This is a genomic window from Deltaproteobacteria bacterium (assembly GCA_017302835.1).
Classification (GTDB): domain Bacteria; phylum Bdellovibrionota; class Bdellovibrionia; order Bdellovibrionales; family Bdellovibrionaceae; genus UBA2316.
Window position 1 is genome coordinate 204,268 of sequence record JAFLCC010000004.1, and the last position, 23,989, is coordinate 228,256.

Sequence of the window (23,989 nt, forward strand, 5' to 3'; positions counted from 1 at the left end):
TTAATACTCCATCACTTTCTTAACTTCACTAGCTCCAAGCCCCTTATAGAAAGTTTCTAATTTTTGCACATTATACCCAGCTTCATTTTCAGGAACGAAAATCGCAAATTTATGGGAAGTTAAATCGGGATCTATCGTGGGTGGATCTATTCTTGGAATTCCACTATAATAAAACAAACCTGCCACTGAACACAAAGCTGCAAACAAAACAGTTAACTCAAACAAGATGGGAATGAATGCAGGCAAAGAAAACAAAGGTTTTCCACCCACATTGATCGGCCAATCCGCAACCGAAGTGTACCAAGTTACAAAAAGACCTACTAATAAACCCGTGATCCCAGCACCAAAAGTCATGTAAGGAATGGGGGATCTTTTAATTCCACAAGCCTCTTCCATTCCATGAATAGGATAAGGGGAAATGGCATCAAATTTAGTCATGCCCATGTCTCGCGACTTTCTAGCAGCGGATAAAACCAAATTTTCCTCTTCAAAAATGGCCGCAATTCCAGATACTGTTTTTGCCATTAGTGACCTCCTTTTTGATCATCTCGACCCACATTTAACATGGGCTTGATCTCTGCGATGGAAATAGCTGGGAATAATCGTAAATAGAGTAAAAATAAAGTTAAGAACATTCCAAAACTTCCGACCAAAACTCCGGCATCCCAAATACTCCAAGCATAGTTTCCCCAATTAGATGGCAGGAAATCATTGTGAAGCGAAGTGATCGTGATCACAAAACGTTCAAACCACATTCCAATATTAACGAAAATACTGATAACAAACATCACGGGAATACTTCGTCGCGCCCACTTCATCCAAAAAATTTGCGGAATAACCACATTACAACAAACCATAATCCAGTAGGACCAAGCATAATCACCTGAAGTTCCAGGCAAGCCGGCTCGGTTCATAAAAACATAGCGTTCATAGGGATTTCCAGAATACCAGGCGATAAAAAATTCTGTCGCATAGGCATAGCCCACCATTAACCCCGTAGACATGATTATTTTATTCATGACTTCCATATGATCAATGGTGATGTAATCTTTAAACTGAGGGAATCCAATTCGTACCAAAGTCATTAAAGTTACCACCATGGCAAATCCAGAAAAAATCGCACCCGCTACAAAGTAAGGAGGAAAAATAGTAGTATGCCATCCAGGTAAACCAGCGACAGCAAAGTCAAAAGAAACGATCGTGTGAACTGATAACACCAAGGGTGTCGACAAGCCTGCTAAAATTAAATAGAGCATTTCATAGTGACTCCAATTTCTAGCTGTTCCTCTCCACCCAAGGGACAAAATCCCATAAATCAATTTTCTGGCTTTATTCTTTGCTCTGTCTTTGATGGTTGCAAAGTCGGGAACTAACCCCACATACCAAAAGATAATTGAAACAGTGGCATAAGTAGATACTGCAAAAACATCCCAAAGCAAGGGCGATCTGAAATTCACCCACAAAGGACCACGTTGATTAGGATAAGGAAATAACCAAAAATCAAGCCAAGGCCTTCCGGTATGAAGCAAGGGAAATAGACCTGCTGTCATCACCGCAAAAACCGTCATCGCCTCGGCAGTTCTGGCTACTGAAGTTCTCCACTTTTGGCGAAATAGAAACAAGATAGCTGATATCAAAGTTCCCGCGTGGCCAATACCGATCCAGAAAACGAAGGTGATAATCATCGTTCCCCACGCATTAGGATGATTGACCCCCAAAAGTCCCATCCCATTTGCCATCACAAAACCCAAAACAAAAAGATAACAAATCAATAAACTTTTAGCACTTAGGAACAAAGCCACCCAACCTTTTCCTGGAAGCTTCTCAACAGGTGCACAAATATCATCGGTGATATCTTTGAGATTTTTATTTCCTAAAATCAGCTGATTTCTTTTAATCATACATGTCCACCTTTATCACTTTCAGGCTTAGTTTTATTTAATACTTTTGCATCCTTGCCATTGTTTCGAATTTTAGCCATGTACCTCACCGATGGAGCCGCATGCCACTCCTCAAGAAGAGCGTAGGACCGATCATTCTTAAACAGTTTTGAAACCTGAGATTCCGGATTATTCATATCTCCAAAAACAATGGCCTTCGTAGGACAAGAAGTTTGGCAAGCTGTTTTAATCTCACCATCTTTCAAAACTCTTTTTTCTAATTTAGCTTTATTCTTACCCTCTTTAATTCGTTGTACGCAGAAGGTACATTTTTCCATAACCCCTCGCACGCGAACCGTGACATCAGGATTGAGAGCCAAATGAAGGGGCTTCTCGATTTTTTTAGTCCATGCAAACCAATTAAATCTTCGAACCTTGTAGGGACAGTTGTTGGAACAATATCTAGTTCCCACACAGCGGTTATAAACCATTTCATTTAAACCCTCTGAAGAGTGAACCGTTGCCAACACGGGGCAAACAGTTTCACAAGGGGCATTATCACAGTGCTGACACATGACTGGCTGGAACACCACCTCAGCATTTTCAGGAGTGCCTGTAAAATACCGATCGATACGGATCCAGTGCATTTCACGACCTTCAATCACGTATTTTTTTCCAACAACAGGAATATTATTTTCCGACTGACAAGCCACCATGCAGGCTGAGCAGCCTGTACAAGAATTCAAATCTATTGCCATTCCCCACTTGTGTCCATTGTACTGATGCCCTGACCAAATGGACCAAATGGGGTGTTTATGAATTAAATGAGACTTTTTTTCTTGATATTCTTTAAGCGTCGCCTCGACAACTATCTGTCGGCCTTCCATAGAATGATGGGTTTGAGTTTGCGCAAGAACATACTTTTTATTCGTTACTTTCGCTTCAACTCTAGAGCCTGTTAATAAAATAGCATTCTTTTCAAATTTTGCTAATTGATAAGTATTTTTTCCAACATGATTAGTGACTTCTCCACCATGAGTTCGTCCATAACCTATGGCCACAGCAAGCACCTCATCGTGAAGTCCTGGTTGAATATGAAGTGGCAACTCCATCTTTTCACCTTGAACATTTAATTCCAGGATTTGACCTTCTTTGGCATTTAATTTTATGGCTGTCGCAAGGGACACCGACACATAGTTATCCCATACAATTTTAGTGATGGGATCCGGGAGCTCATGCAACCAAGAAATGTTGGAATTCAACCCATCCCCAATCTGAACTGTTGGGTAAAAAACCATTTCATAAGAAGCAGAGCTTGATTCAACCGAAGATGCCTGCAGACTTGATTTTTGAACTAAAGACAAAGCCTCTAATTCAAAACTTCTGGAAGAGCTTTTTCCTTCAATCTCTCCAAGGCTCCCCTTTTGAAGTGCTTCTTCCCAGAATCCTTGAAAAGTTTTTCCCTTGCCCAAAACAGGATAGAGCTCGGTCTTCCAAAAATTTCTTAAATAATCATAGAACGTTTCAAATTCTTGAATTCTCTTTGGCCCTTGCTTGGCTTGAAAGGCCCAGTTCATTAAGGTTAATTGAAAGGACTGAGTGTCATACATAGGGCGAAGAGTGGGTTGCTGAATCGAATACAATCCACTCACCGCCTCAAAATCTCCCCAGGTTTCCAAGGCATGGTTTTCCGGCAGAACGATTTGGGAATGCTGAGCCATCTCATCCATTTTATCGCCGATATAAACCACTAATCCCACATTTTTCAGCGCCGATATAAATTCAGACTTTTCAGACAAAGCAAACGCGGGGTTAGATCGATGAATAATCATCGTTTTTACTTTTTTAGCTTTCATCTCTTGGATCAAATCCAACATTTCTGTGTAGGAAGACTGGGTCGTCAAAACAGCAGGTTTAGATAAAATAGTTTTTCCCTCATTTTCCAATAGGGAATTTAAAAAATTAACAGCTACTTGCAATTCCAAGGATTGCCTGGAGTGGGCTGAAATTCCTCCGGCAACAACTAAACTTTCACCCTTGTTATCCCAAAGATCCTTAGCAATCTCTTTAATTAACGCTGGCTCTACAGCCAATCCCTGGGTCAGAGAACCCGAAGAAGAACCCTCAGAGGAACTAAATTGAGAAATCCAATTCTTAACCTTTGCATTTCCTGCAGCATTTCCTGCATAGAATGACTTTTCTTGAACCACGAGGATTTCATGAATCAACGCCACCACTACCTGCAGCTGCTGGGACGGCTTGATGCGAATACGGATATCACTGTTGGCTCCTGTTAGTGAATAATTGGAATCAAAAGTGACCAATCTGGACATTTTAGCAAGGTCTTTTCTTGTTTTAGAAAATTGCTTTGTAAATACAGTTGGCATCAACCAAGTCCCAAGGAAATCGGCGTCCACAGACACTATCATTTTTGCCTTATCAAAACGATAAAAGGGAACAAGCGAAGACTTATAACACTTCGCTTGGCCAAGCTTTATATCCTCATAACTTAAGGGTTCCCAAGATACATGCTTTACCTTGAAAGCTTCAGAAAAATCCTTTATGAGAGCTTTTGTTGAAGGTGAGGCTTCGTTCCCAGTTAGCAAAACCACTTCACCTTTTTTTAATTCAGAGACAATAGCCTTATCTGCGTCTTCCCACTTTATCGAAATGGTGTCCTTATTTGTTCTACTCTCATTAAATAAATTCTTTTTAGGCGAAGTTAATCTATCTGGATCATACAAGGACAAAATACTTGCCTGAGCCCGAACAGAAGTCCCACCTTCATTCAGAGGATAAGAACTCAAACCCTCTAATTTTATAGGACGCCCTTCTCTGGTTTTAACTAAAACCCCCAATACTTCCTGACCATCGTAATAGGCAGAGGTATAGTAATTGGGAACACCCAGGGTTATTTCTTCAGGTTGTTTGCTATAAGGAATAATCTTTTGCACGGGCCGTCGCACGCAACTTGCAGCACTTAATGCCAATGAGGCGCCCATGAGTTTCAAAAATTCACGACGTGCCCAGGGCTCTTCTTTATCTTCTCGCAAGGGTGAGGATAAAAATTCTGTCTCTGCTAACTTTTTCATTTCAGGATCTTGATAATAATTTTCTAAACTGAGCCAATAATTATTATCGGTCTCAATCACAGGCTTCTTAGAATTTTTCGCAGTTTCTTCAATATGATTTTCAGACATAATCTTATTTCCTTAATCTTCTTAATGATGGCAAGTGGTACAATTAAGTGAGGCTTTATTCTCTGGCTGGCGATGACAATTCACACACCAACCCATTGACAGATCAGCATGCTGAGCCACACGACTCATGGTTTCGATAGGTCCATGGCAGGTTTGACAGTTCACACCCTTGCTTAAGTGTGCCGAGTGATTAAACTGAACATGATCGGGAAGCATGTGAACTTTCACCCACTCGATGGATTTTCCATTATCATAGGCATCACGCAATTTTTGAATAAAAGGAGAATCTGTCTTCACCTGTAAATGACAATTCATGCAGGTCTGCAAACTAGGAATATTGGCGTGCTTAGAACGCTCGACTTGATTGTGACAATATTGACATTGCATGCCATGTTTTCCCACATGAAGTTCATGGGAAAAAGGGATGGGCTGCTCTGGGGAATACCCTTTATTGTATCCAAGACTTGGCTGGAACTTACAACCTGATAAGGTCAAAATAAAGATCACAGAAGTACAAATAAAAAGAATCAAAGGTTTCTTCCAACCCTTGATGGCTCTAGGAAATACAGCTTTTTTTGAAAACATGAAAAACCCTATAACTTTGTTAATAGTTTAAGTACAGTTTTAAGATCAACTTCGGTTTTAGTTTGAGACCTGCGACCAAGGTTAAATCAAAATTTTTATTATCGTTTAATTTAAAATCCGAAACTTAAAAATTTGCAAGATTCTTTTTACAAACCAACTAAAAATAAGTCCTTGCTTCCTAACTGCCCATAGAGCGAGCAGTTATTCTGAAGCCAAGAAAAATATTTCCTTAAAAAAGAAATATTTTTTTCTATTTATAAAAATGAATTCACCTCAGAGAGGCGATTAAATTGGCTTTAAGAAAGTCAGTTTATCTCAGATTTACCTCTGACAAGCGTCTCATCTTTTAGCGATCTCATAATGAGCCAAGCCCTTGGTCTCAAGTTCCTCCCAAAGATACTGGGTAATTTGTGATGAAAATCTCAAAAAGGGATCCTATTATTGATACGAAAACTTCAAAGGTTTGAAAAATTTGTACTCACCAATTATACTAAGAAAATCTTTTTATGCTGTAACTTTTATGGAAACATTTTGATTAAGTTTTTGTTTACTATCGCCGACAGATCTATTGACAGGAGAAATAAGCATGAATCCACGAGTTGTCCTTATTGGAAAAATATTTTTAGCCTTTTTATTTATGTTATTTTTACCTTTGGGGTTTCAGAACTGCTCCTCCTCCTTTACTACCTCCCAGCAGGATCCATCACCTATTCCTGTTCCGGGACCTACAGCGAGTCCCACCGCTCAAAATGAAGTTGCTGCCCCACCAAAGACATTTAATATTAACGAAACTGTTCTTAAACTCAAATCTCAGCCGGATTTGGCTACGAATACTTCTGACGCTTTCTTTGAACTTACCGTGAGTGAAGAAAGGCAAGAAATTGTGAATGAGTTATTGTATAAACTTGATGATGGTAAATGGTCCTCAACAACAGAATCTTTACAATTAAATGACCTTCCCCATGGTAATCATCAAGTTCAATTTAAAGCAATTTCCAAAAGTGGCACCGAATCTTCGGTTCTCATTTATCAATGGATGGTAGACTTAAAGAAGCCAAAAATTGCGTTTAGTTTGACACCGCAATCTATCGCTGGTCGTAACAAAGTAAAATTTCTTTACGTCATTCAAGAGGAACTAAGCGGCATTCATCAAGTGTCTTGTCTACTTAATGAAACTGCCCTGCCTAATTGTGGTCAGGATGGCGAGATTATTTTGTCTGGTTTGAGTCCTGGGGTACAGACTTTTAAGGTCAATGTTTCTGACAAAGCCGGTAATACGTCGGACCTGGCTCAGTTTTCATTCACAGTAAATCTGCAAGCACCTTGGATAGAACTCACACAGCATCCCGAAGGATTTTCAAATGCTGCGAATGCTATTTTTAGTTTTAGCTCGACCTCTATAGGCAATGCTATAACTTCCTTTGAGTGCAAGTTAGATTCCGCCGAATTTCAAACTTGCGTAAGTCCGGTCAGCATCAATATTCCTTCACAGGGCAGCCATCTCTTCTCTGTAAGAGGTGTTACCGATGATGGTTTCGCTTCTGAACCGCTAAACTACCAGTGGATTTTTGATGCAACTGCCCCTACCCTTGTCATTGATACCAAAGACTCATTGCTTCAGCAGCTGAGTTTTCAATTTAATGGATCAGATGTAAATGGAAGTGGGATCAAAAGCTATGAATGTGGATCAGCTTCAGAGGGCCCATTTTCTCCCTGCACCAGTCCCTTTGATGGGACTACATTATTTTCTAACCTTCACCCAGGTGAAAATAGATTTTTTGTAAAAGCAATAGATAATGCAGGAAATGTTTCAGAAAAAGTAAGCCACCCATTCTTTCTTCAGGAAAAAAATATTCCTTTCATTACCTTAAATCTTTCGGGAGGAGCAGCGCTTTCTAGCAATGTAATACCTCTCAATGCAAATAAGAAACTGCTCAGGTCTTACTCTAAAATGGGAATGGGTCTTTCAAGTTCCATTTTGATTAGTGAGGCTTTTGGAGCTCCATGGTATGGAGGATCATTCTTCGTTCCGGAAAACGAAAGCGGCATATTGAAAGGAATCAGATCGGAGGTTGAATATTCGAACTTCGATCAGGTGAAGGTTTTTTCTATTGCAAACAAGAGTAAATGCGATACACACACTAACAAGCTGGATGCTTCAGGAATGATTCAAAAAGCAGGCCTCAGAGGAACCTACATTGGCAACCTTGGGACTATAGACTCCCATACTGGCGTTGGTCAAGACTTTGCTGTGATAGAACCGAAAAAACCCACCATTGTGGAAAATGTTCTCAATTTTCTTCAGGGTAAAGAAGCAAATCAGCATTTTAATCCATCTGACGATTCTACTTTTTCTTCAATTTGGAATATTCCTAGCACACCATCGATTATTGGCTCTTCTGAAAGCGTGTTTAGAACAATAGTCTACAATTCCCTCAATCATAATGCAGGTCCAATTGGGCTCCATATGGGCGGGTTTGACTATCATGATGGAACTCGAAGTACTGGTGATGGAAGAGATTTCGTGGCCGGGGTCTTGTTGGGAAAAATCATTAAGTCAGCACTAAAAATGGGTCCTGCTTTTATAAGTGTCACAACAGATGGAGGGAATATCAGCAAAGAAGATGAACGAGGCGGAACACCATGGATAGCAGATAACTGCAATAACTCAACCCAACTTTTTTTCATTGTCGATCCATCCAAATCGTATTCTTACAAAAATTATTTTATTGGTGCATTCGATGAAAACCAAACTGTTGACGATAGTTCCATTGCTGCAAATTCAACTGAAAAGGCAGCTGCCATAGTTGTATGTAATTATATGAAGTTCAATGGAAATAAAGATTGTTCTTCTGTAATTGGCAATACATTAACCAAGGAAGAAATTGTTCAAAGTACGATTTTAGAAGCTATATTTAAATAAAACATAGCTAATCAACTTAAACAAAAGAGCCTCTTAAACAATTAATCACCTTCGGAGCGAGCAGTTATTCTGAAACCAAGAAAAATATTTCCTTAAAAAAGAAATATTTTTTTCTATTTATAAAAATGAATTTACCTCAGAGAGACGATTAAATTGGCTTTAAGAAAGTCAATTTATCTCAGATTTATCTCTGACAAGCGTCTCATCTTTTAGCGATCTCATAATGAGCCAAGCCCTTGGTCTAAAGGTCCTTCCAAAGATACCGATTTTAGTGAGATGAAATTTAGTCTCGCCATCCTTACTGCTATTACTGCTTCTTTAAGTTTGAGTGGTTGCACGCCAAATGAAGTCTCTTGGTCTTCTAATAATTACGACCAAATGAAGTACCTTTTTTCTGCAGAAAATAAAACTAGCTCCGAGAGTCTGTATCTATCTGGTAATAATTTTGAACTCAGCTATTTAAGTACTGATACTATCGGAATTGATACCAAATTGAAGTTGAATATTTTGGTGGAGGGATCTCAAACCTCTCCAACAACCAGCTTTCAAGTGAATGATATTTTCGAAAATTTAAATACAGAAATGGTCCTAAAAGCTTCAAGCAATAAACTGGTATTGCCATTTAAAATCAAATCGCAACTTCCCTATGCTGAATCATTTAAAATTAATATAACGCTCTCGGATGAAAACGATAGCATCCAGTTCTCACCGAGCCCTATAGAAATTAAAATAACGAACGATAATTATCCCCAAACACCCGTGGTTTTTTCCCCTTCGAGTGGCTCTTATTTCCGCGATCATATTACCATCAAGGGATCTTGTTCAGGAAATAATGACATTAAGGTTTCAGCAAGCTTCTCGGCTGCAAATTTAGATAACCCAGCACTTTCTATTCAAGACTCTTTTACTTGCAGCAAAGAGGAATTTTTAATCCCCATGGACTTAACTAGTTTGGCCGATGGTCTTGTCTATTTGAGTGTCTCTCAAGAAAGCTTTTATTCGAACAAAGCTCCGCCATTTTTCTTTACCTTACAAAAAGATACACAAAACCCCTTTGATCTCTCCCTGATTATCAATAACAATTCAAAATATACCGGAAGTAACAAAGTGGACCTCGCCTTATCAGCAAAAAATGCAGATTATATGTACCTCTCCAACGATCCTAGCTGCCTTGCCGGCGGCAGTTGGCAGGCCTATTCGACTTTTGTAACTCAGTGGGAAATTTTCTCTTCAACTGGGCCTATTCCGGCTTCAGGGACAAGTCTTTTCGTTTCAGTCAAATTTAAAGATAATGCTGGAAATGAATCAGCCTGCATCTCAAGCTCCATCAAATTTAATTTCTTGGCTCCATCCACACCCCTTCCAAGTAATTTTTACACCGATCAATTTTTGGCAGAAATATTTTCAGCGCCTCTTAATTTTAATGGGACAGCCACCTTTTTTGCCAGCGCAGAAGATTTATCATCAACGAATAAATTTACTATTTCTGTTTGGGTAAAACCGACTTCAGACAGTGGATTCTATACCCATATTTCCCATCTCTTCTGGGAGGGAAACCACGAAGGAAATGGTTTTGGCTATACCTTAGCAACCCCGCGCCAGGAAATGAGCTTATCTATTGGTAATGTTTGTTTACTTGGACAAGCCTTCCCTTGTTCTCCCCTACAAACAACTGACTACACCTACAAAACTGTCTTGGCATTTCATATGGGAGATGTTTTAAAATCAGAGAGCCCAGATGTGCTAAATGTAGTCGTCCCCTTTGATGTAAGTTTATCCCAACCCCAAATGATCACTGTAACCGTGGATCTGGATGCGACCCCTCCCAAAGCAGAGATTTATAAAGATGGCATATTCATGGGCTCCGACACCGGTGGGCTTGTTCGATTACAACGCAACAAATGGGACACTCCTCTCCGTTTTGGCAAATCGGGAAAATCAGATAGATATTTTAAGGGCGATATTTTTAGTACTTTGGTTTATTCCAAGGTCATGACCTCTTCGGACATCAAACAACTCTGCTGGGAGAAACAAGATCTTTACGGAAATGTTTGTAACTAGTTCACGTCATCAATCTCCTAATTCCAAGTATTTTTTTCAGAGCATTTTTTACTGTCTAAACCTTAACAGCTGCAAAGATTCTGAAGTCTGGTAAACCCTTTCTACTTTAAGAAAAACAACAACCCACAACCTAAACACATTTATTTATTTTAATCACATTTATTTGTTACAGGTTGTCTAACGAAAGGACTTTATGAATACTTTATTTAAATCACTTTTAGCACTTGTTGCTATTTCGACACTTGCCAAAGCAGATTATCTTGGCAGATTCGATATGACTTACGATAATTACAAAAGAATCACTCTTAGCGAATGCGAGGGCTTTGCCACGGTTTCAGCACAACGTAACACTTTAACTCTTAGCGTTTTTGGAAATAACAATTGCTCACGAGTGGTTGTCAATGGTCAAACTTTTACTTCTGAAGAAAATTACGCAGGAGATAGAAGCGCTAGAATTAATATTAACTTGGTATCAGGCTACAATACAACAAATGTAGAAATCACATCAAAGTCAGGAAAAACAAAAGACACCATGACTCTTGTGAAAAACAATAGTCACCATACTCCTGTATTAACAGATGAGGACTGGGTTTACCTTCCTCGTTGTGGCGGATCAGCTAAATTTGACGTTCAAAATGGGCAGGCTAATTTAAAACTCAAAGGTATATCAACTTATACCTGTGACTCTATAACTATTAGCGCCAATGGTGAATCAAGAACTTACAATTTAAATAGTTCAAATTCTAGCTTTACTGTACCAAGATCGATGATTGACTATGGATCAAATAGTGTACGAGTTAAACTTTCTAGCTCTGGTTATGCCGTAGAAACTGTTGTCTTAAAATTCAGAGCTTACTAAAGGTTTTTAAAGCTTACTAAATATTTCCATATTGAAGAAATTTAGCCAAAGACCTCTATGAATTTAGGGGTCTTTGGCAGAGTTCTCAAAATGAGAATATTCGGATATTAACTCTCGAGTCTGTTTTTTCTTAATACCGTTACATAAATGACTAAAAGGATATGGGCCATCACAAAGCCAGCGACATATTCGACCCCACCTGCTCCAAAACCGTAGGAATGAAGTCCTGCCCCCAAAACAAAATTCACTCCGTACCAGGCCATAATGACCAAAGAAAAAGTAATTACGCCACTGACGACCATTCCAAAATCCTTGATCCATCCAACCAATCTTGCATGGAGTACGAGAATATAACCCAATAAAGCAATCAGAGCCCAGGTTTCCTTAGGATCCCAACCCCAAAATCGCCCCCAAGAATAATCGGCCCAAATGCCTCCTAAAATAATTCCTGGAGCTAAAAAAACAACTCCAATTTGTATGGCTTTGTATGTGGCCATCACTATGGCTTTAATTTTATCATGATTTTTCTTTTCACCTTTCAAAAAATAAATCAATCCTATATCCCCCAAAGCAAAAGCTAAGAAAAAAGCAGAATAGCTAATGGTGATGGTCATCACATGAATGGTCAGCCAATAATTACTTCTTAAGACTGGCTCTAATGGCTGCAGCGCTGGATCTAAAACAACTGGGGTTGAATCCGCAATAATCATTCCAAAACCAGCAACAATGGAGCCAGCGAGCAAGGTAAATTTAAATTTGTAGATCTTTTCTAAAATCCCAGCGAATAAAAGACTTCCCCAAGAAACCCAAACAACGGTTTCATACATGTTCGTAACAGGAGCTCTTCCCATCAGGTAAGATCTTAATCCAAATCCATATATATGCAGAAAAAAACCACAGCCTAAAACAAGCCAGGCTAGGGTCATTGCCCTTTCATTACTGGTAATCCAAGAGAACAAAACCAAAAGGGCTCCTATGATATAAAATATATAGGCCCATCGAAAAGGATGAAATAAATTATAATGAATTTCAGCATCAATGCGAAACGGATCAGGATAAAGGGTCGGATTATTTTGTTTTGCGATCTCTTTGAACTTTGCTACTTGAGTATCTAATTTTATTTTTTTAACCTCTAAAGAATCCGTGCCTTCTGTGTTATTGGAAACCCCATAAGAAATCACCGAAATAAAGGCTTTACTTAATTCTAAAAACTGAGCCTGCAACTCGCCGTCAAGTTGGGACACCGGAAGCCAATCCTTACCTTCTTTAGGTGGAACCATTTTGATCATCCGACCAGAGGCGATTTCACTAAAAATAAAAAACTGATTCTCTAATCTTTGGAGCGCCTGAAAATAGGGATTTAATTTTTCTTTTGATTCCCGTTTGATATTTAGATCGGCCCTTAAATCATTAAATTTGGCATTTGAAAAAAGTTCATCTCCTTTGAAGTATCTTTTTGTCAAATCCATTCCCAGATTTTTTAGAACTTCATGATTTCGAACTTCAAATAGCTCTTTCGAAGCCCAAGCCTGAGGAGCCAACATCCATGTAAGGATTATCTCGTAAGCATCCCGACCTTCATATTTTTGCTTACCATAAACAAGCTCCAGCATTTCTCTGGCAAAGCTATCAAAAGGTTTCAGGCGTCCATCCGACTGTACAGGCAAGGCTCTTAGCGCTTCGCCATCTTTCAAAGCCAGAGCTTGCGAAAATGAAGTTAATATAAAAACGAAGAGAACTAGTAATCTGATCTGACTCATTTTGAAGCTCCTTTTTTTTGGCCAATACCCATTTTCTTAAAATAGAAAAGCAAAACTATACCGAGGGTCATAATCAACGAGCCCAAATATTTTAACCATCTCCCAGGATCTTTGTTAATTGAAAATATAGAAGCAACGGGCTTCCCCATAGGACCATCTTGAAAGCTCGCCTGGTAAATAGTTAATCCCATATGCTTCAAAGGTTCATTCATTGAAATTTCAAAATCACCCTTCCCTGGAATCACCACATGGGATTTATAGGCCATGGCTCTAGAGGTCCCTTCATATTTATCAACAACAAAATTATCTAATTGAAGATTAAACCCAATATCCAATCTTCTATTAGCATAGGTTAAAAAATAAACGGCTGTATCTGAAAAAAACTTCATCGTGTCATTTAACAGTATCCATTGGCTCTTCCCTTGATACTCTACCTGAAGAGCTTCGGTGGTCAAAGGCGTCGGGAAATCTTTTTTTTCAATTTTCCAATTCTCTTCAGCTTGAGGAAAATATCTTAAAATTCGCAATTCTAATCCCATCCAACCTGTGGGAACTGACTTTCCTTCTTCAATGAAGCCTTCTTGTTTAGGATCTACTGATTCTTTAGCGTAAAACACATACTTAATCTTACCATTTTCTTCAGGTTTGAGATAAATTTCATTTTGACCTATTCCTGCATATGGCAAAGGACCCAAATGAACTTTTAAAGGGCCTAAATCCACCAAGGCTTTACTATGAGGGCTTCTTTGCACTAACCATTCTATAAAGTTAGCTTTTCCGTTTGAAATTTGAATACGAACACCTGCTCCCAATTTTTTATTTTCGGAAGCCGTAATTTCTTTGCTCGCTAAAGCATAGCGATAATAATCTTTTAATTTAATATTGACCTGTTCTGGCAAAATAACTTCTGGTTTTTCAGGTGTCGGCGGCTCACGAAAAAAATCCACTTCTTTTTCTAAAATTTTAGTATAGTTATTTCCGTCATAAGAGGAATACAAAATGAGATCCGTTTGCGGAAGCTGAATTAAACGCGCATCACCTCCAATTTCCACACGCATCGAACCGTCTATTCCTAATTTAGAAGTCATTAGCTGCCCCAACATGAGGGTTAAAATTCCAATATGTGCAAAAATAAAAGGTATATGACGAATTTTCCAAGGCCAACGATCCACCATAACCGCCGTTAAATTAATGGCAAAGACCGTCATGATAATATTCATATAAACCGAATCATAGACTAGTTTCTTCGCAGCTGTGGCATCAAATTTAGCTTCCACAAAAGTACCTACAGCCGTGATAATAGCGATCGAAGCTATGACTAATACCGCCAACTTAATGGAGGCAAGAAATTTTAATATTTTTTGAAAATTCATTGACAGATTTTCTCCCCCAAACTGGCGTGGTTACTATAATAAATCAAGTAGTTACTTTAATAAATCAAACTGGTAAATTATGAAAAACATATTCGATGGCTCTTGCTAGTTTTTCTTTTACGAGAGCAAAATTATCTATTGTTTTTTTACTCACCTCATCCATATACAATTTTCGATTCAATTCGACCTGAATAACTTGCTGACCTTTTTCAGGTCTTCCATAATGCTGAGAAAGGCGCCCTCCCTTGTAGGGCCAGTTATAGCCGACTTTAAAACCAGAAATGGCATAGGCAGCAATTACTAAATCTCGAAATTTTGAATGACAACTTTTTTGTTCACAGTCACTCACTACCACATCGGCCCGCAGCTCTCCAGGGTCTAAGTGCATTTTGGTTCCAAGAGATGGCATCGAATGCAAGTCCATTTGATAAATGGTATGAACGTTCAATTCCTTTCGAAGTTGATGATAACATCCTTCAACCTTTAAGTGAAAAGGATCATAAACAATTTTTCTTAAATCTTCATGAACTGATTTTTTCATAGGTGCGGGCAAAATTTTTTCATTTAAAGTCGTTACCGACCAATGAAAGCCTCGTTCGTGACCTTTGGCTAGGCTTGCTTCAACAACTGTTGATTGATCCACATCCTCTGGCAGCCGATTTAAATCAACGGCATAGCGATGCCATTCGGTGGTGATGTGTGGGATTTTTAATTTTTCCAATATTGGTAAATACAACCGATCCACATAGCGATCTACATCCCTCATCAAAATCTCTTCCGAAAGGTTTTGCAACCACTCCGCAGGGGCTGGGATTTTTTCACCCGAATGTGGGATAGTTACAAAAAAAGGTTTTTGACTCAACTCAACCTCCTTGAGACAATAACAACATCATGTCTGAGGAATTTAAAAAATCAAGAATATACACAAAGAAAGGGGACCAAGGCAAAACTTTTTTGGTCAGCGGATCCTGCGTTGAAAAATTCAACGTTCGTGTTGAAGCCTATGGAACCATTGATGAGCTAAATTCTCAATTAGGGCTTTTGCGCTTTCACTTAAAATCCCTACCAAAAACTTCAAATCTTCGATTTCCAGAGGGTCCAAAGCAACAGGATATACTTCTTGAGAAAATTCAAAATCATTTATTCTGCATTGGAAGTTTGTTAGCCTGTGAGGATCTACAAATTCAAAAAAACCTCCCCCAGCTTACGGATTCTCAAATTCAATTTCTTGAAATGGAAATTGATAAATATGATTCCCCCCTGCCTGAGTTAAAACAGTTTATTCTACCCTCAGGAGGGCTTTTTTCTAATTATTACCATGTGGCTCGCACTTTTTGTCGACGCTCAGAAAGAAGAACTGCCGAAATTTTTTCATCTGCACCCCATGCAGAATTAATTCATAAGTCTTTGATTTATTTAAACCGCTTGAGTGATCTCTTCTTTGTTTTGGCTCGGTGGAATAATTGGAATGAAAATATAGAAGACGCTCTTTGGGATAAAACAAAATGAATTTAGAAGTTGCCCAACCCCAAAACAATGAAGAGCTTTTAGAGTTCTATCGTAGCTTTCCACTAGACGGTCTTATCCATTTGCGATTAGATCGAAGTCAGGATTTCTTTAAATACTATGGACTTCAGTCAGATCAATACTTGACCTATATTCTTAGATCCTCAAATAGAATCATGGGCGTGGTGAGCTTTATCATTGATCATGTAGTCATTGAAGGAAAATTAACCACCATAGCCTGGGCCAGAGACTTAAGAATTGCCCATGACCGTATGGCTATCCTTGGCTGGGCCGAACACACCCAATTTGTTTTTGAAGAGATTAAAAAAATATTCAAAGTAGAACACTTTTTCTCGACCCTGAATCTTTCCGAAGAAAAACCACTCAATACTTTTATTCGTCCTAGATCGCAAAAAAGAGCCCTACCTAAATACCATCTCTATCGTAAGTTTCAGCTTGTTAGTGCCCATGGATTTTATCCTTGGGCTCGCCAAACTTGGCCTCAACTTAAAATCCGCAGAGGCAACGAGAAAAATCAAGATGCCCTTTTAGAATATCTTGTAAAATCTTCTCAAAATTATTCCTTTCATTCGGCGGTTAGCAAGGATTTATTACTTGAAAAATTAGATCGCTGGATTGGCTTTGATTGGAATGATTTTATTATTGCCTATGATCGAAAAGACAATATTGTGGGAACCCTTTCAAGTTGGTCTTCCGCAGGAATACAGGATTTTATTCCCTTAAGATATTCCTTTCGGGCCCATAACTTCAGACAATTTTTAAAATTCGCCCATCTCCTTGGGTGGTCCCGAACCTTAACAAAGCCTTACCATCGTATCAAAATTGAATCTTCTTTAAACTTTAGATTGCTAAATTATATCCGAGTCGATCATCCTGATGTTTTTTCAAGTTTAATGACCAGTGCCTATCACGAGTCTAAAGAAAATGAATTTTTACTTTTTTTTCGGGATCAAAAGAATATCCAATTAAAAGCCCCACGGGGTTGGATATCCGCAGAACAAACCTACGGATTATTCTGTCCTGTTTTACCTAACGAACAAACACCCGATTTTCTTCACCCTAAATATGACGGTTTTGCTGATATTGAAACCACTCGGATCATTTAGTGAAAACGTAATTGAAAAAACTTTTCGAACAACCTCTCAGAAATTTTCAAGAGCCTGTCCCCAAAAGGTCCTATACAAGCCGGTAATTTATTATTTTCTCTACGTCAGGCTTACATGTTCCACAGGCTGTGGAACTTCCTGTCCAAAGGGAAACTAAATCACTCGAATGGGCCCCGTTAAGAATTGCCTCATCGATGGTTTGCGTGCTGACATGACGGCAATGACAAAGCTCTTCATCCTTATAGGGATAATCCCATTTTCCTTGAAGCTTAAGAATCATTTCTCGAATTAAGATTTCAGAATGATTATTTCCCTTAGGGATTGGCCAAGTTGAAATGTCCACACCAAAATTTTTTTTAAATAAATTCATTAACGCCGTAAATTCATGACAAGCCTTAAATACAACATGTGTTTTATCATCTTTTTTTTCAATTTGAATAAAATCCCGGCCCGGGATATTAATAGTCATATTGCCTAATTGTTCTATGCTCATAGTCTCGCAGTATAACACAAGGAATGTTAAATGAAACAACCTCTAGACCTTGATATAGTCGTGATTTCTTGGTTACCTAGTTTATATTCAAATACCCGATTTATTGCAGAGGGCAATAAGAATAATTTAAAAATAAAAATTCTTTCTCCCTTTGAAATCACTTTAGAACATTCCAAGAAATATTCTCAGATTCCTCATATTTTAAGAATTGGCGATTTCCGTTATCACGAAACCATCTCTCATTTACAACAGTTTGATCTGAACTATATCAACAACATTTTAAGCTTTACGAAATACCGAAATAAAATGACTACCTATAAAATATGGTCAAAAGAACAAATACCGTTTCCTGAAACCTATACTCTTTCTTTTTCTACAAATGAAATACTCAATAGCCAACTTGAAACTATAGACGAGATCAAAAAAAATAATATTTCGTTATTATATGGAAAAATTCAAAATTTATTTATTCATAGTAAAAACAATTCCAAACCCATTGAATTTAAAGCGTCCCGGGGATCTGAACCCTTTGTTCTCAAGCACCCCTATGGCTTGAAGGGAAAAAATGTTCATTTAATTAAAACTCCGTCAGAACTAGAAACCTATTCTCAAAATGCAGACTACCTTATCCTACAAAAATACCATCCTGAATGCTATGGAGTTGATTACAGAACTTTCCTGATTCAAGATCAGATTTTTACCATCCAAAGAACAAATCCAAATGATTTTAGAAGTAATCTCTCTTTGGGAGCTACTGCAAAAGCCTTTCAACTGAGCTCCTCAGAGATCAATCAATGTAAAAATATTTTCAAGCTTTCTGGTCTTTGTTACGCTGGTATTGACATGATCCAAACCAATGAAGGGGCAAAGTTTTTAGAAATCAATGTAAGTCCAGGATTTGAGGGAATTGAAAAAAACTATGGCGTTAACATCGCAAAACTTATTTTTTCAAACACGCTCTAAAACAGGGGTTACGCCTATGCGTCAAATCGAGGCCGCAGGAGGGCGGCGACAGAGGCTTGGCAAAGCCAAGTCGCAGGGAGTCCTACCGACGAGAACGAAGAGTTGAGGCATAGGCGTAACCCCTGGCTCTAATACTCTTTACCCTCTTCCTTTGCAACGGCATAGATACCACCAATTTGAGATTTTTTATTAAATGTTTGTTCATCAACACAAAGTATTTCGATGGGATGAATTATCGTTGGCCGAGGGATATTATATAACTTTCGTCTTGCTAAATCTGCCTCTTGTGGAGTCTTATAAATGGCCACCACATCAATATCTGACTGTGCATCAAAACTTTCTTTTAAAATGGATCCAAAAACAATCGTTTTTATTGGTGTTGTCTCATTTTTAATAAAATTAACAGTCGTTGAAATTAATTTTTGTTTTTCTTCAATTGAAATTTTTGGTAACTTAAGACGTCCCAAGTTCCTCATTCAATCATTTCCTGCCGAGCCCATTTTAATACGTTTTCAGCAGCAGAAAGAGCATTCACCACATCATTTTCATCTATGATGTAATTCCCCTCTTCATATCTTTTTATGGTAGCAAAGGGAGTTAAATCATGAAGTGAATAGCCACCAGGAGGCATCTCTGTAGAATCAAATCTTTGTATCAAAGAATACAAATCATGAGTAAACGGAATTGGCCTTCCTTTATAACAAAGGACTGCTTTTAAACTTTTCTCAACAACTTGTTCAATATGAAACAGAACCGTTTCTTTTCGAACTTCTTTGCTCTGACTTAATAGTTTACTGGTAATCAAGTCATTTTCAGCAATCAGCAATAATTCTTTTGAATAATCCTTCTTAAAGATTTTTTCATTTGGTCCCATTATTTGGATGGTAACCTACTAAAAGATCTAGATCAAAACTTATTTTTTCATTTTAAAGATCCGCTGACTCAGTACTTTTCTGAGCATTCCATCATCATCTTCATCATAAATATCACCAATTATTTCTTCAAAAATATCTTCCAAGGTGACAATTCCTAGCTTTTCATCACCGCTCAGAACCATTGCCATATGACTTTTCTTTTCCTGCATCAATCGAAGAGTCTTTAATATCCCCTCGTTTGGCCCCACCTTTAAAATTGGTCTTATGATATTTTTCCAGTTTTCATCACCGGAAGAAATAAAGGTTATAAACTCTTTTGAATGCAAAATACCTACAACTTCGTTATCTGAAATGACCGGCAATCTTGTATGACCACTTTTTATAACCATAGATAAAACTTCATTTAAATTACTAGAAGAATAAATCACATTCACCTGATCCCAAGGCAACATGATTTCGCGCATTTTCTTAGTTTCAATATGAACTAAATTGATCACATATTGTTGATGAGTGTTTGATAGATAAGAAATATTCAAAGACTCTGCATTTTCAGAATTTTGGCTTGAACTTTTTGGAAGAAATGAAAAAAGTTTTAAACAAATTTGAGTTGATTTTTCTAGCACTTCGACAAAAGGAGAAAGAAATCGTTGAGCCACGTTCAAAGCATAAACCGATCTTAAAGAGATTTTCATTGGAAACCTCAAGGCTAAGGTTTTGGGAACAAGTTCACCAATCACGGTATTGATATATGTTAATGGCACGACTACTAAAACAACAGCTACAAACTTTGCAATAGACTCTGAAAGCCCCATATTTTGAATATAAGGCGAAATCTTGTCATCAGCACCAATTCCACCAACAGCAGCAGATATTCCCCCAACAACCGTGATCCCAATTTGCAAAACTGAAAGTGTCTGTTCCGGTTTCTCGCGAAATTTCAATAATTTTAAAGCCATGGGATTGTTTTTTGATAAACTTTTAAGTTCTGACTTAGAAACACTCACAAAAGCCATCTCAACCAAAGCCAGTAAGGCATTTAATAAAATACAGATAAGAATAATAATAATTTCAACCATAGATGATCTAAATTAAATCAAGACTTTGATGTGAATCATATCTATTACGCAATGCTCTTTAAAAATGCCCAACAAAATAGATACATAAGAATACAAACAGAAGCGAAAAATTAAATGATCTCTTTCAATCACTCAAAGTTATATAATAAATTTAAATTTCTCAGAACTTACACGCGGTCTGCTCACGCCTTTAAACAATATTATTGAAATTCATTGAGAATTGCAAACCCTTGCTTACAATTTCACCCTCTTTACTACTTTATTTTTTCTACCAGTGTTTTAACTTTTTTCCTTGTTTTGGAGTTAAATCCTTTGATGCTATCGACTAATTCCCACTTACCATTAAAAATAGCCATGTAGGGTATGAAATCAAAATTCAGCTTTTTCATAAATATTTTCGATTTATCCCAATAGGAAGGAAAAGTTGTTGGAAATTCTTTCAAGAATTTTAAAGCTGGTTCTTTTTCATCATCCAAATTAATTGAAATAAACAAAATATTTTTATCTTTTTTTTCTTTAATTAATTTCTCATAGAACGGGAAACTTTCTTTACAGGGATCACACCAACTTGCCCAAAAATCAACAACGATAAGTTCATAATTCTTATTCATATCCATCGATGACTGTCCGATACTTTCTAAAGATAAAATATCCTTTTTCATAGTCTTTGTTTCTGCGAAGCCTAATTGAAAAAAAGAAAAAATTAAAATGAGAACTATTCCTGGTAAAAATCTATGAATCACTTGTCCCCCTCGTTCGATCATTGAATTCCAATATGTCTATCTTTTGAGCTTTAAGATTTAAGGTTTTAATACGATGATCAAAAGTAGACTCTAAATGAGCCTTAAATAAAGCATTCCCTGCTTCCTTAGTAAAGGCAATTATTCCCCAGGCTTCATAATCGTGTAAAAAGTGAATTGGCTTTTCACATAAGGAAAGACCATTGTTCGTATTTACAAATCCCCAATTTAATTTTCTAGTTTTAAACACACCATAAACAACTTCCATCGATGGAATTCTTATCTTTTCTGAAATGTCCTTTAATAAAGGCGCTGGTTTCCAATCTGTATCTGGCAGCAACAAAATGTTTTTATCTCCCCATAAAGACTCTGATCTTAATACGGTCTCTGGCCACTCTGAAGAAGGAGAAATTTCTAAAATTTCCAAAGAAAGAAAGTTCTGCCTACAATAATCAATAGCCCAATTCTTAAGTGCCTTTTTTTCTTCCCTGATAATTAGTACAATGGGAGCATCTAACATCCGAGCCTGAGAAAAAGAAAATTCGATAAAGGGTTTTCCTGTATAAGGATTTATAAGTAATTCCTTAGCTTCTGGCGAACCCATTCTTGTTCCATATCCAGCGGCAGGAATAATGACGTTCAAATTTTACCTTGCCTCTCTACAAAAATAAATGTTAGCACTACTATTTTAATGTTCGCACTGACTATTTTAATATTATGAGTCGTTTTGGATTTGTTATTTTGTCTTTTAATCACCTACAACATACCTCTGAATGCCTTCATTCCGTTTTAAATTTGTGTTCAACTGCTAGAATTTATTTAGTCCATAATGGAAGCGATAAAAAGCAAATTCTTCAATTAAAAAATCAATTTAGCTTACCACAAGTTCAACATTTTATTTTAGAACAAAACCAAGGGTATTCAGGTGGCGCGAACTATGGTCTTAAAATGGCCTTTTTAATGGAAGATTGGGTCCTATTTTTGACAAATGATACCTTACTCGATCAGCTTCCATCCCACTTGCCAAGAAATAAAGGTCTTTATGCTCCTCTGATTTTCATGAAACGAAATAGAAAAGTAGACTCTCTCGGTGGAGGTCTTACTCTTTCCAACGGACACCTCTACCATATTAAAGATGATCCCACTTTCCAGAAATTAAAACCAAAAGATAAAAACCAAAGAAGAAATACATTTTCATTTCATAACGATTTGCTTTATGTTCCAGGCACCGCGTTCTTAATTGATAAAGAAACATTTGAAAAAGTGGGTGGCTTTGATGCTCGCTTAGGAACCTATTGGGAAGATGTGGATTTTTCATTAAAATTGCAACAAAAAGGTCTTATCCTAGAGACATTCCCAGAACTAAAGGTTCTACATAAAGTAGGGAAAACCTGTCACAAAGATACCTACTATTCAACTTATTTATTTCAAAGAAATCGCCTCATCATTTCTTGGAAATACGCTTCACTGTTTGAAAAATTATCATTAATTGCAAGTATTATTTCTGAAATCCCAAAACGATTTTTTCGGGATTTCAAATATAAGAAACTATCCCTATTTCTGTTGTATTTGAAGGCTCTCTTCCAGGCCTTTAAAATGATAGTAACAAATAAATAATGCCCAAAGAAGATGCGCCCAAGTTAAATGAAGGATCTTTAAAGCCAGAGGTGATAAAGTCAACAGAGTGATTATCCCAATAACGATTGCTAAAGTTATTGCCATGGAGGTCAGAAATGAAGTTTTATATAACAAATAATGAAGCCTACTCTGAGTTGAAAGAGAAAAGTAATGCTGTGATTTTTTATAAAAGAAAATCGCCATGGAACTTCCTAAAAGAATTCCTAAAATAGGATGTGTCACTCTGATTTTAAGCAGATAATGAGAATCTGCAGAAAAATCTTTTAATAAGCCCTCCAGCAAACTTATCGATGGAAACAAGGTTGTTGATAAAGCGGCCCAGGCACCGGTCATCGCCAAAAAAAGTATAAAATACAAAGGCAAAGGAAACCTTAGATTTTTTATTTTTCCTTTGAAAGTAATTTCTGATTTGCCTCCCTCTAACCCCCACTCTAGTGAAGAACAATACAATCTGACTGTAAAGGCGACTAATAAAAAACTATTCAATTGATGAAGAGACATCGCGACAAGTCTCCAAACAGAGTCATTTTGGTTAACTAAATGAAATAAAACTAACTTCGCTCCTAATAAAGCTTCCGTGATCATGAAAAGCAACACGAGGCGGGCCCACTTCAAAGAGGAGCTCTTAAATATCACCTCGGTGCGACTGGAAAAATTTCTTTTAATCCAAAAATAGATACCGACGACCAAAACCCCATAGAGACCACTTGTAAATCGATGGCTGTATTCTACCCAAGTTTTTTGCACAGCCTCCTGAGGGATCAGCTTTCCCTGGCACAAGGGCCAAGTATCTCCGCAGCCATCACCCGAATGGGAAATCCTCACCCAGGCTCCCCATAAAATAACTAACAAGGTATAAAGTATCAATCCCATGGAAACTTGATTTAACCGTGAATAAATTTTTTCGTTAAGAGACACTTGCCGTTCCTT

The 23,989-nt window shown here is 37.6% G+C and carries 21 protein-coding genes; 7 read left to right on the top strand and 14 right to left on the bottom strand.

Translation table 11 applies throughout. The annotated features are described in order from the left end of the window. From J0M15_06080 to J0M15_06095, 4 genes are read right to left on the bottom strand one after another with little or no spacing between them, the layout of a single operon-like run. Complete coding sequence (locus J0M15_06080; protein MBN8536602.1) at positions 1-525, bottom strand: DUF3341 domain-containing protein; 525 nt, start codon at positions 523-525, stop codon at positions 1-3. Further along, the gene (nrfD, locus tag J0M15_06085) at positions 525-1,901 is read right to left on the bottom strand and encodes a polysulfide reductase NrfD (GenBank protein MBN8536603.1); all 1,377 of its coding nucleotides are present in this window, start codon (positions 1,899-1,901) and stop codon (positions 525-527) included. The genes J0M15_06080 and nrfD overlap by 1 nt, the downstream gene beginning before the upstream one ends. After that, positions 1,898-5,080, bottom strand: a complete 3,183-nt coding sequence (locus J0M15_06090; GenBank protein MBN8536604.1) for a TAT-variant-translocated molybdopterin oxidoreductase — start codon at positions 5,078-5,080, stop codon at positions 1,898-1,900. The genes nrfD and J0M15_06090 overlap by 4 nt, the downstream gene beginning before the upstream one ends. 21 nt (positions 5,081-5,101) lie before the next feature. Further along, the gene (locus tag J0M15_06095) at positions 5,102-5,665 is read right to left on the bottom strand and encodes a cytochrome c3 family protein (GenBank protein ID MBN8536605.1); all 564 of its coding nucleotides are present in this window, start codon (positions 5,663-5,665) and stop codon (positions 5,102-5,104) included. Positions 5,666-6,251: 586 nt separating this feature from the next. Between J0M15_06095 and J0M15_06100 the strand changes: the two genes are divergently transcribed. The 3 genes from J0M15_06100 to J0M15_06110 all read left to right on the top strand — a co-directional run bounded on the left by J0M15_06100 (position 6,252) and on the right by J0M15_06110 (position 11,508). After that, positions 6,252-8,588, top strand: a complete 2,337-nt coding sequence (locus tag J0M15_06100) for a hypothetical protein (GenBank protein MBN8536606.1) — start codon at positions 6,252-6,254, stop codon at positions 8,586-8,588. A gap of 276 nt (positions 8,589-8,864) precedes the next feature. Then, positions 8,865-10,649: a hypothetical protein gene (locus tag J0M15_06105; GenBank protein MBN8536607.1), complete on the top strand. Its 1,785-nt coding sequence runs from the start codon at positions 8,865-8,867 to the stop codon at positions 10,647-10,649. A gap of 193 nt (positions 10,650-10,842) precedes the next feature. Next, positions 10,843-11,508 carry a hypothetical protein gene (locus tag J0M15_06110; GenBank protein ID MBN8536608.1) on the top strand — a complete coding sequence of 222 codons (666 nt, stop codon included), beginning with the start codon at positions 10,843-10,845 and terminating at the stop codon, positions 11,506-11,508. A 107-nt stretch (positions 11,509-11,615) separates the two neighbouring features. Here J0M15_06110 and ccsA read toward each other — a convergent pair whose 3' ends face one another. From ccsA to J0M15_06125, 3 genes are all read right to left on the bottom strand, one after another. Further along, positions 11,616-13,268, bottom strand: coding sequence for a cytochrome c biogenesis protein CcsA (ccsA, locus tag J0M15_06115; GenBank protein MBN8536609.1), 1,653 nt, complete (start codon positions 13,266-13,268; stop codon positions 11,616-11,618). Further along, entirely contained in the window at positions 13,265-14,641 is a 1,377-nt protein-coding gene (locus tag J0M15_06120; GenBank protein ID MBN8536610.1) for a cytochrome c biogenesis protein ResB, read from the bottom strand. The genes ccsA and J0M15_06120 overlap by 4 nt, the downstream gene beginning before the upstream one ends. Before the next feature lie 64 nt (positions 14,642-14,705). Then, positions 14,706-15,503 carry an N-formylglutamate amidohydrolase gene (locus J0M15_06125; GenBank protein ID MBN8536611.1) on the bottom strand — a complete coding sequence of 266 codons (798 nt, stop codon included), beginning with the start codon at positions 15,501-15,503 and terminating at the stop codon, positions 14,706-14,708. Between the two features lie 29 nt (positions 15,504-15,532). On the opposite strand from J0M15_06125, the gene J0M15_06130 reads away from it, so the two are divergent. Both J0M15_06130 and J0M15_06135 read left to right on the top strand, forming a co-directional pair. Further along, positions 15,533-16,150 (top strand): cob(I)yrinic acid a,c-diamide adenosyltransferase, encoded by a 618-nt coding sequence (locus tag J0M15_06130; GenBank protein ID MBN8536612.1) that lies wholly within the window; start codon positions 15,533-15,535, stop codon positions 16,148-16,150. Beyond that, entirely contained in the window at positions 16,147-17,274 is a 1,128-nt protein-coding gene (locus J0M15_06135; protein MBN8536613.1) for a hypothetical protein, read from the top strand. The genes J0M15_06130 and J0M15_06135 overlap by 4 nt, the downstream gene beginning before the upstream one ends. 70 nt (positions 17,275-17,344) lie before the next feature. Here J0M15_06135 and J0M15_06140 read toward each other — a convergent pair whose 3' ends face one another. Next, positions 17,345-17,743 (bottom strand): (2Fe-2S)-binding protein, encoded by a 399-nt coding sequence (locus tag J0M15_06140; protein ID MBN8536614.1) that lies wholly within the window; start codon positions 17,741-17,743, stop codon positions 17,345-17,347. Between the two features lie 54 nt (positions 17,744-17,797). On the opposite strand from J0M15_06140, the gene J0M15_06145 reads away from it, so the two are divergent. Beyond that, complete coding sequence (locus tag J0M15_06145; protein MBN8536615.1) at positions 17,798-18,730, top strand: hypothetical protein; 933 nt, start codon at positions 17,798-17,800, stop codon at positions 18,728-18,730. Between the two features lie 128 nt (positions 18,731-18,858). On the opposite strand, the gene J0M15_06150 is transcribed toward J0M15_06145, so the two are convergent. The 5 genes from J0M15_06150 to J0M15_06170 all read right to left on the bottom strand — a co-directional run bounded on the left by J0M15_06150 (position 18,859) and on the right by J0M15_06170 (position 22,064). Then, positions 18,859-19,206, bottom strand: a complete 348-nt coding sequence (locus J0M15_06150) for a nucleotidyltransferase domain-containing protein (protein MBN8536616.1) — start codon at positions 19,204-19,206, stop codon at positions 18,859-18,861. Continuing rightward, a complete protein-coding gene (locus tag J0M15_06155; GenBank protein ID MBN8536617.1) occupies positions 19,203-19,604 on the bottom strand; it encodes a HEPN domain-containing protein in 402 nt (133 codons plus the stop codon). The genes J0M15_06150 and J0M15_06155 overlap by 4 nt, the downstream gene beginning before the upstream one ends. A 39-nt stretch (positions 19,605-19,643) precedes the next feature. Further along, a complete protein-coding gene (locus J0M15_06160; GenBank protein MBN8536618.1) occupies positions 19,644-20,681 on the bottom strand; it encodes a DUF21 domain-containing protein in 1,038 nt (345 codons plus the stop codon). 254 nt (positions 20,682-20,935) lie between these two features. After that, on the bottom strand, positions 20,936-21,424 hold the full coding sequence (locus tag J0M15_06165) for a TlpA family protein disulfide reductase (protein MBN8536619.1): 489 nt from the start codon (positions 21,422-21,424) through the stop codon (positions 20,936-20,938). Further along, the gene (locus J0M15_06170; GenBank protein MBN8536620.1) at positions 21,414-22,064 is read right to left on the bottom strand and encodes a hypothetical protein; all 651 of its coding nucleotides are present in this window, start codon (positions 22,062-22,064) and stop codon (positions 21,414-21,416) included. The genes J0M15_06165 and J0M15_06170 overlap by 11 nt, the downstream gene beginning before the upstream one ends. 74 nt (positions 22,065-22,138) lie before the next feature. Between J0M15_06170 and J0M15_06175 the strand changes: the two genes are divergently transcribed. Continuing rightward, complete coding sequence (locus tag J0M15_06175) at positions 22,139-23,038, top strand: glycosyltransferase family 2 protein (protein MBN8536621.1); 900 nt, start codon at positions 22,139-22,141, stop codon at positions 23,036-23,038. Here J0M15_06175 and J0M15_06180 read toward each other — a convergent pair. Continuing rightward, the gene (locus J0M15_06180; protein MBN8536622.1) at positions 22,976-23,977 is read right to left on the bottom strand and encodes a COX15/CtaA family protein; all 1,002 of its coding nucleotides are present in this window, start codon (positions 23,975-23,977) and stop codon (positions 22,976-22,978) included. The genes J0M15_06175 and J0M15_06180 overlap by 63 nt on opposite strands. Positions 23,978-23,989: the final 12 nt, after the last annotated feature.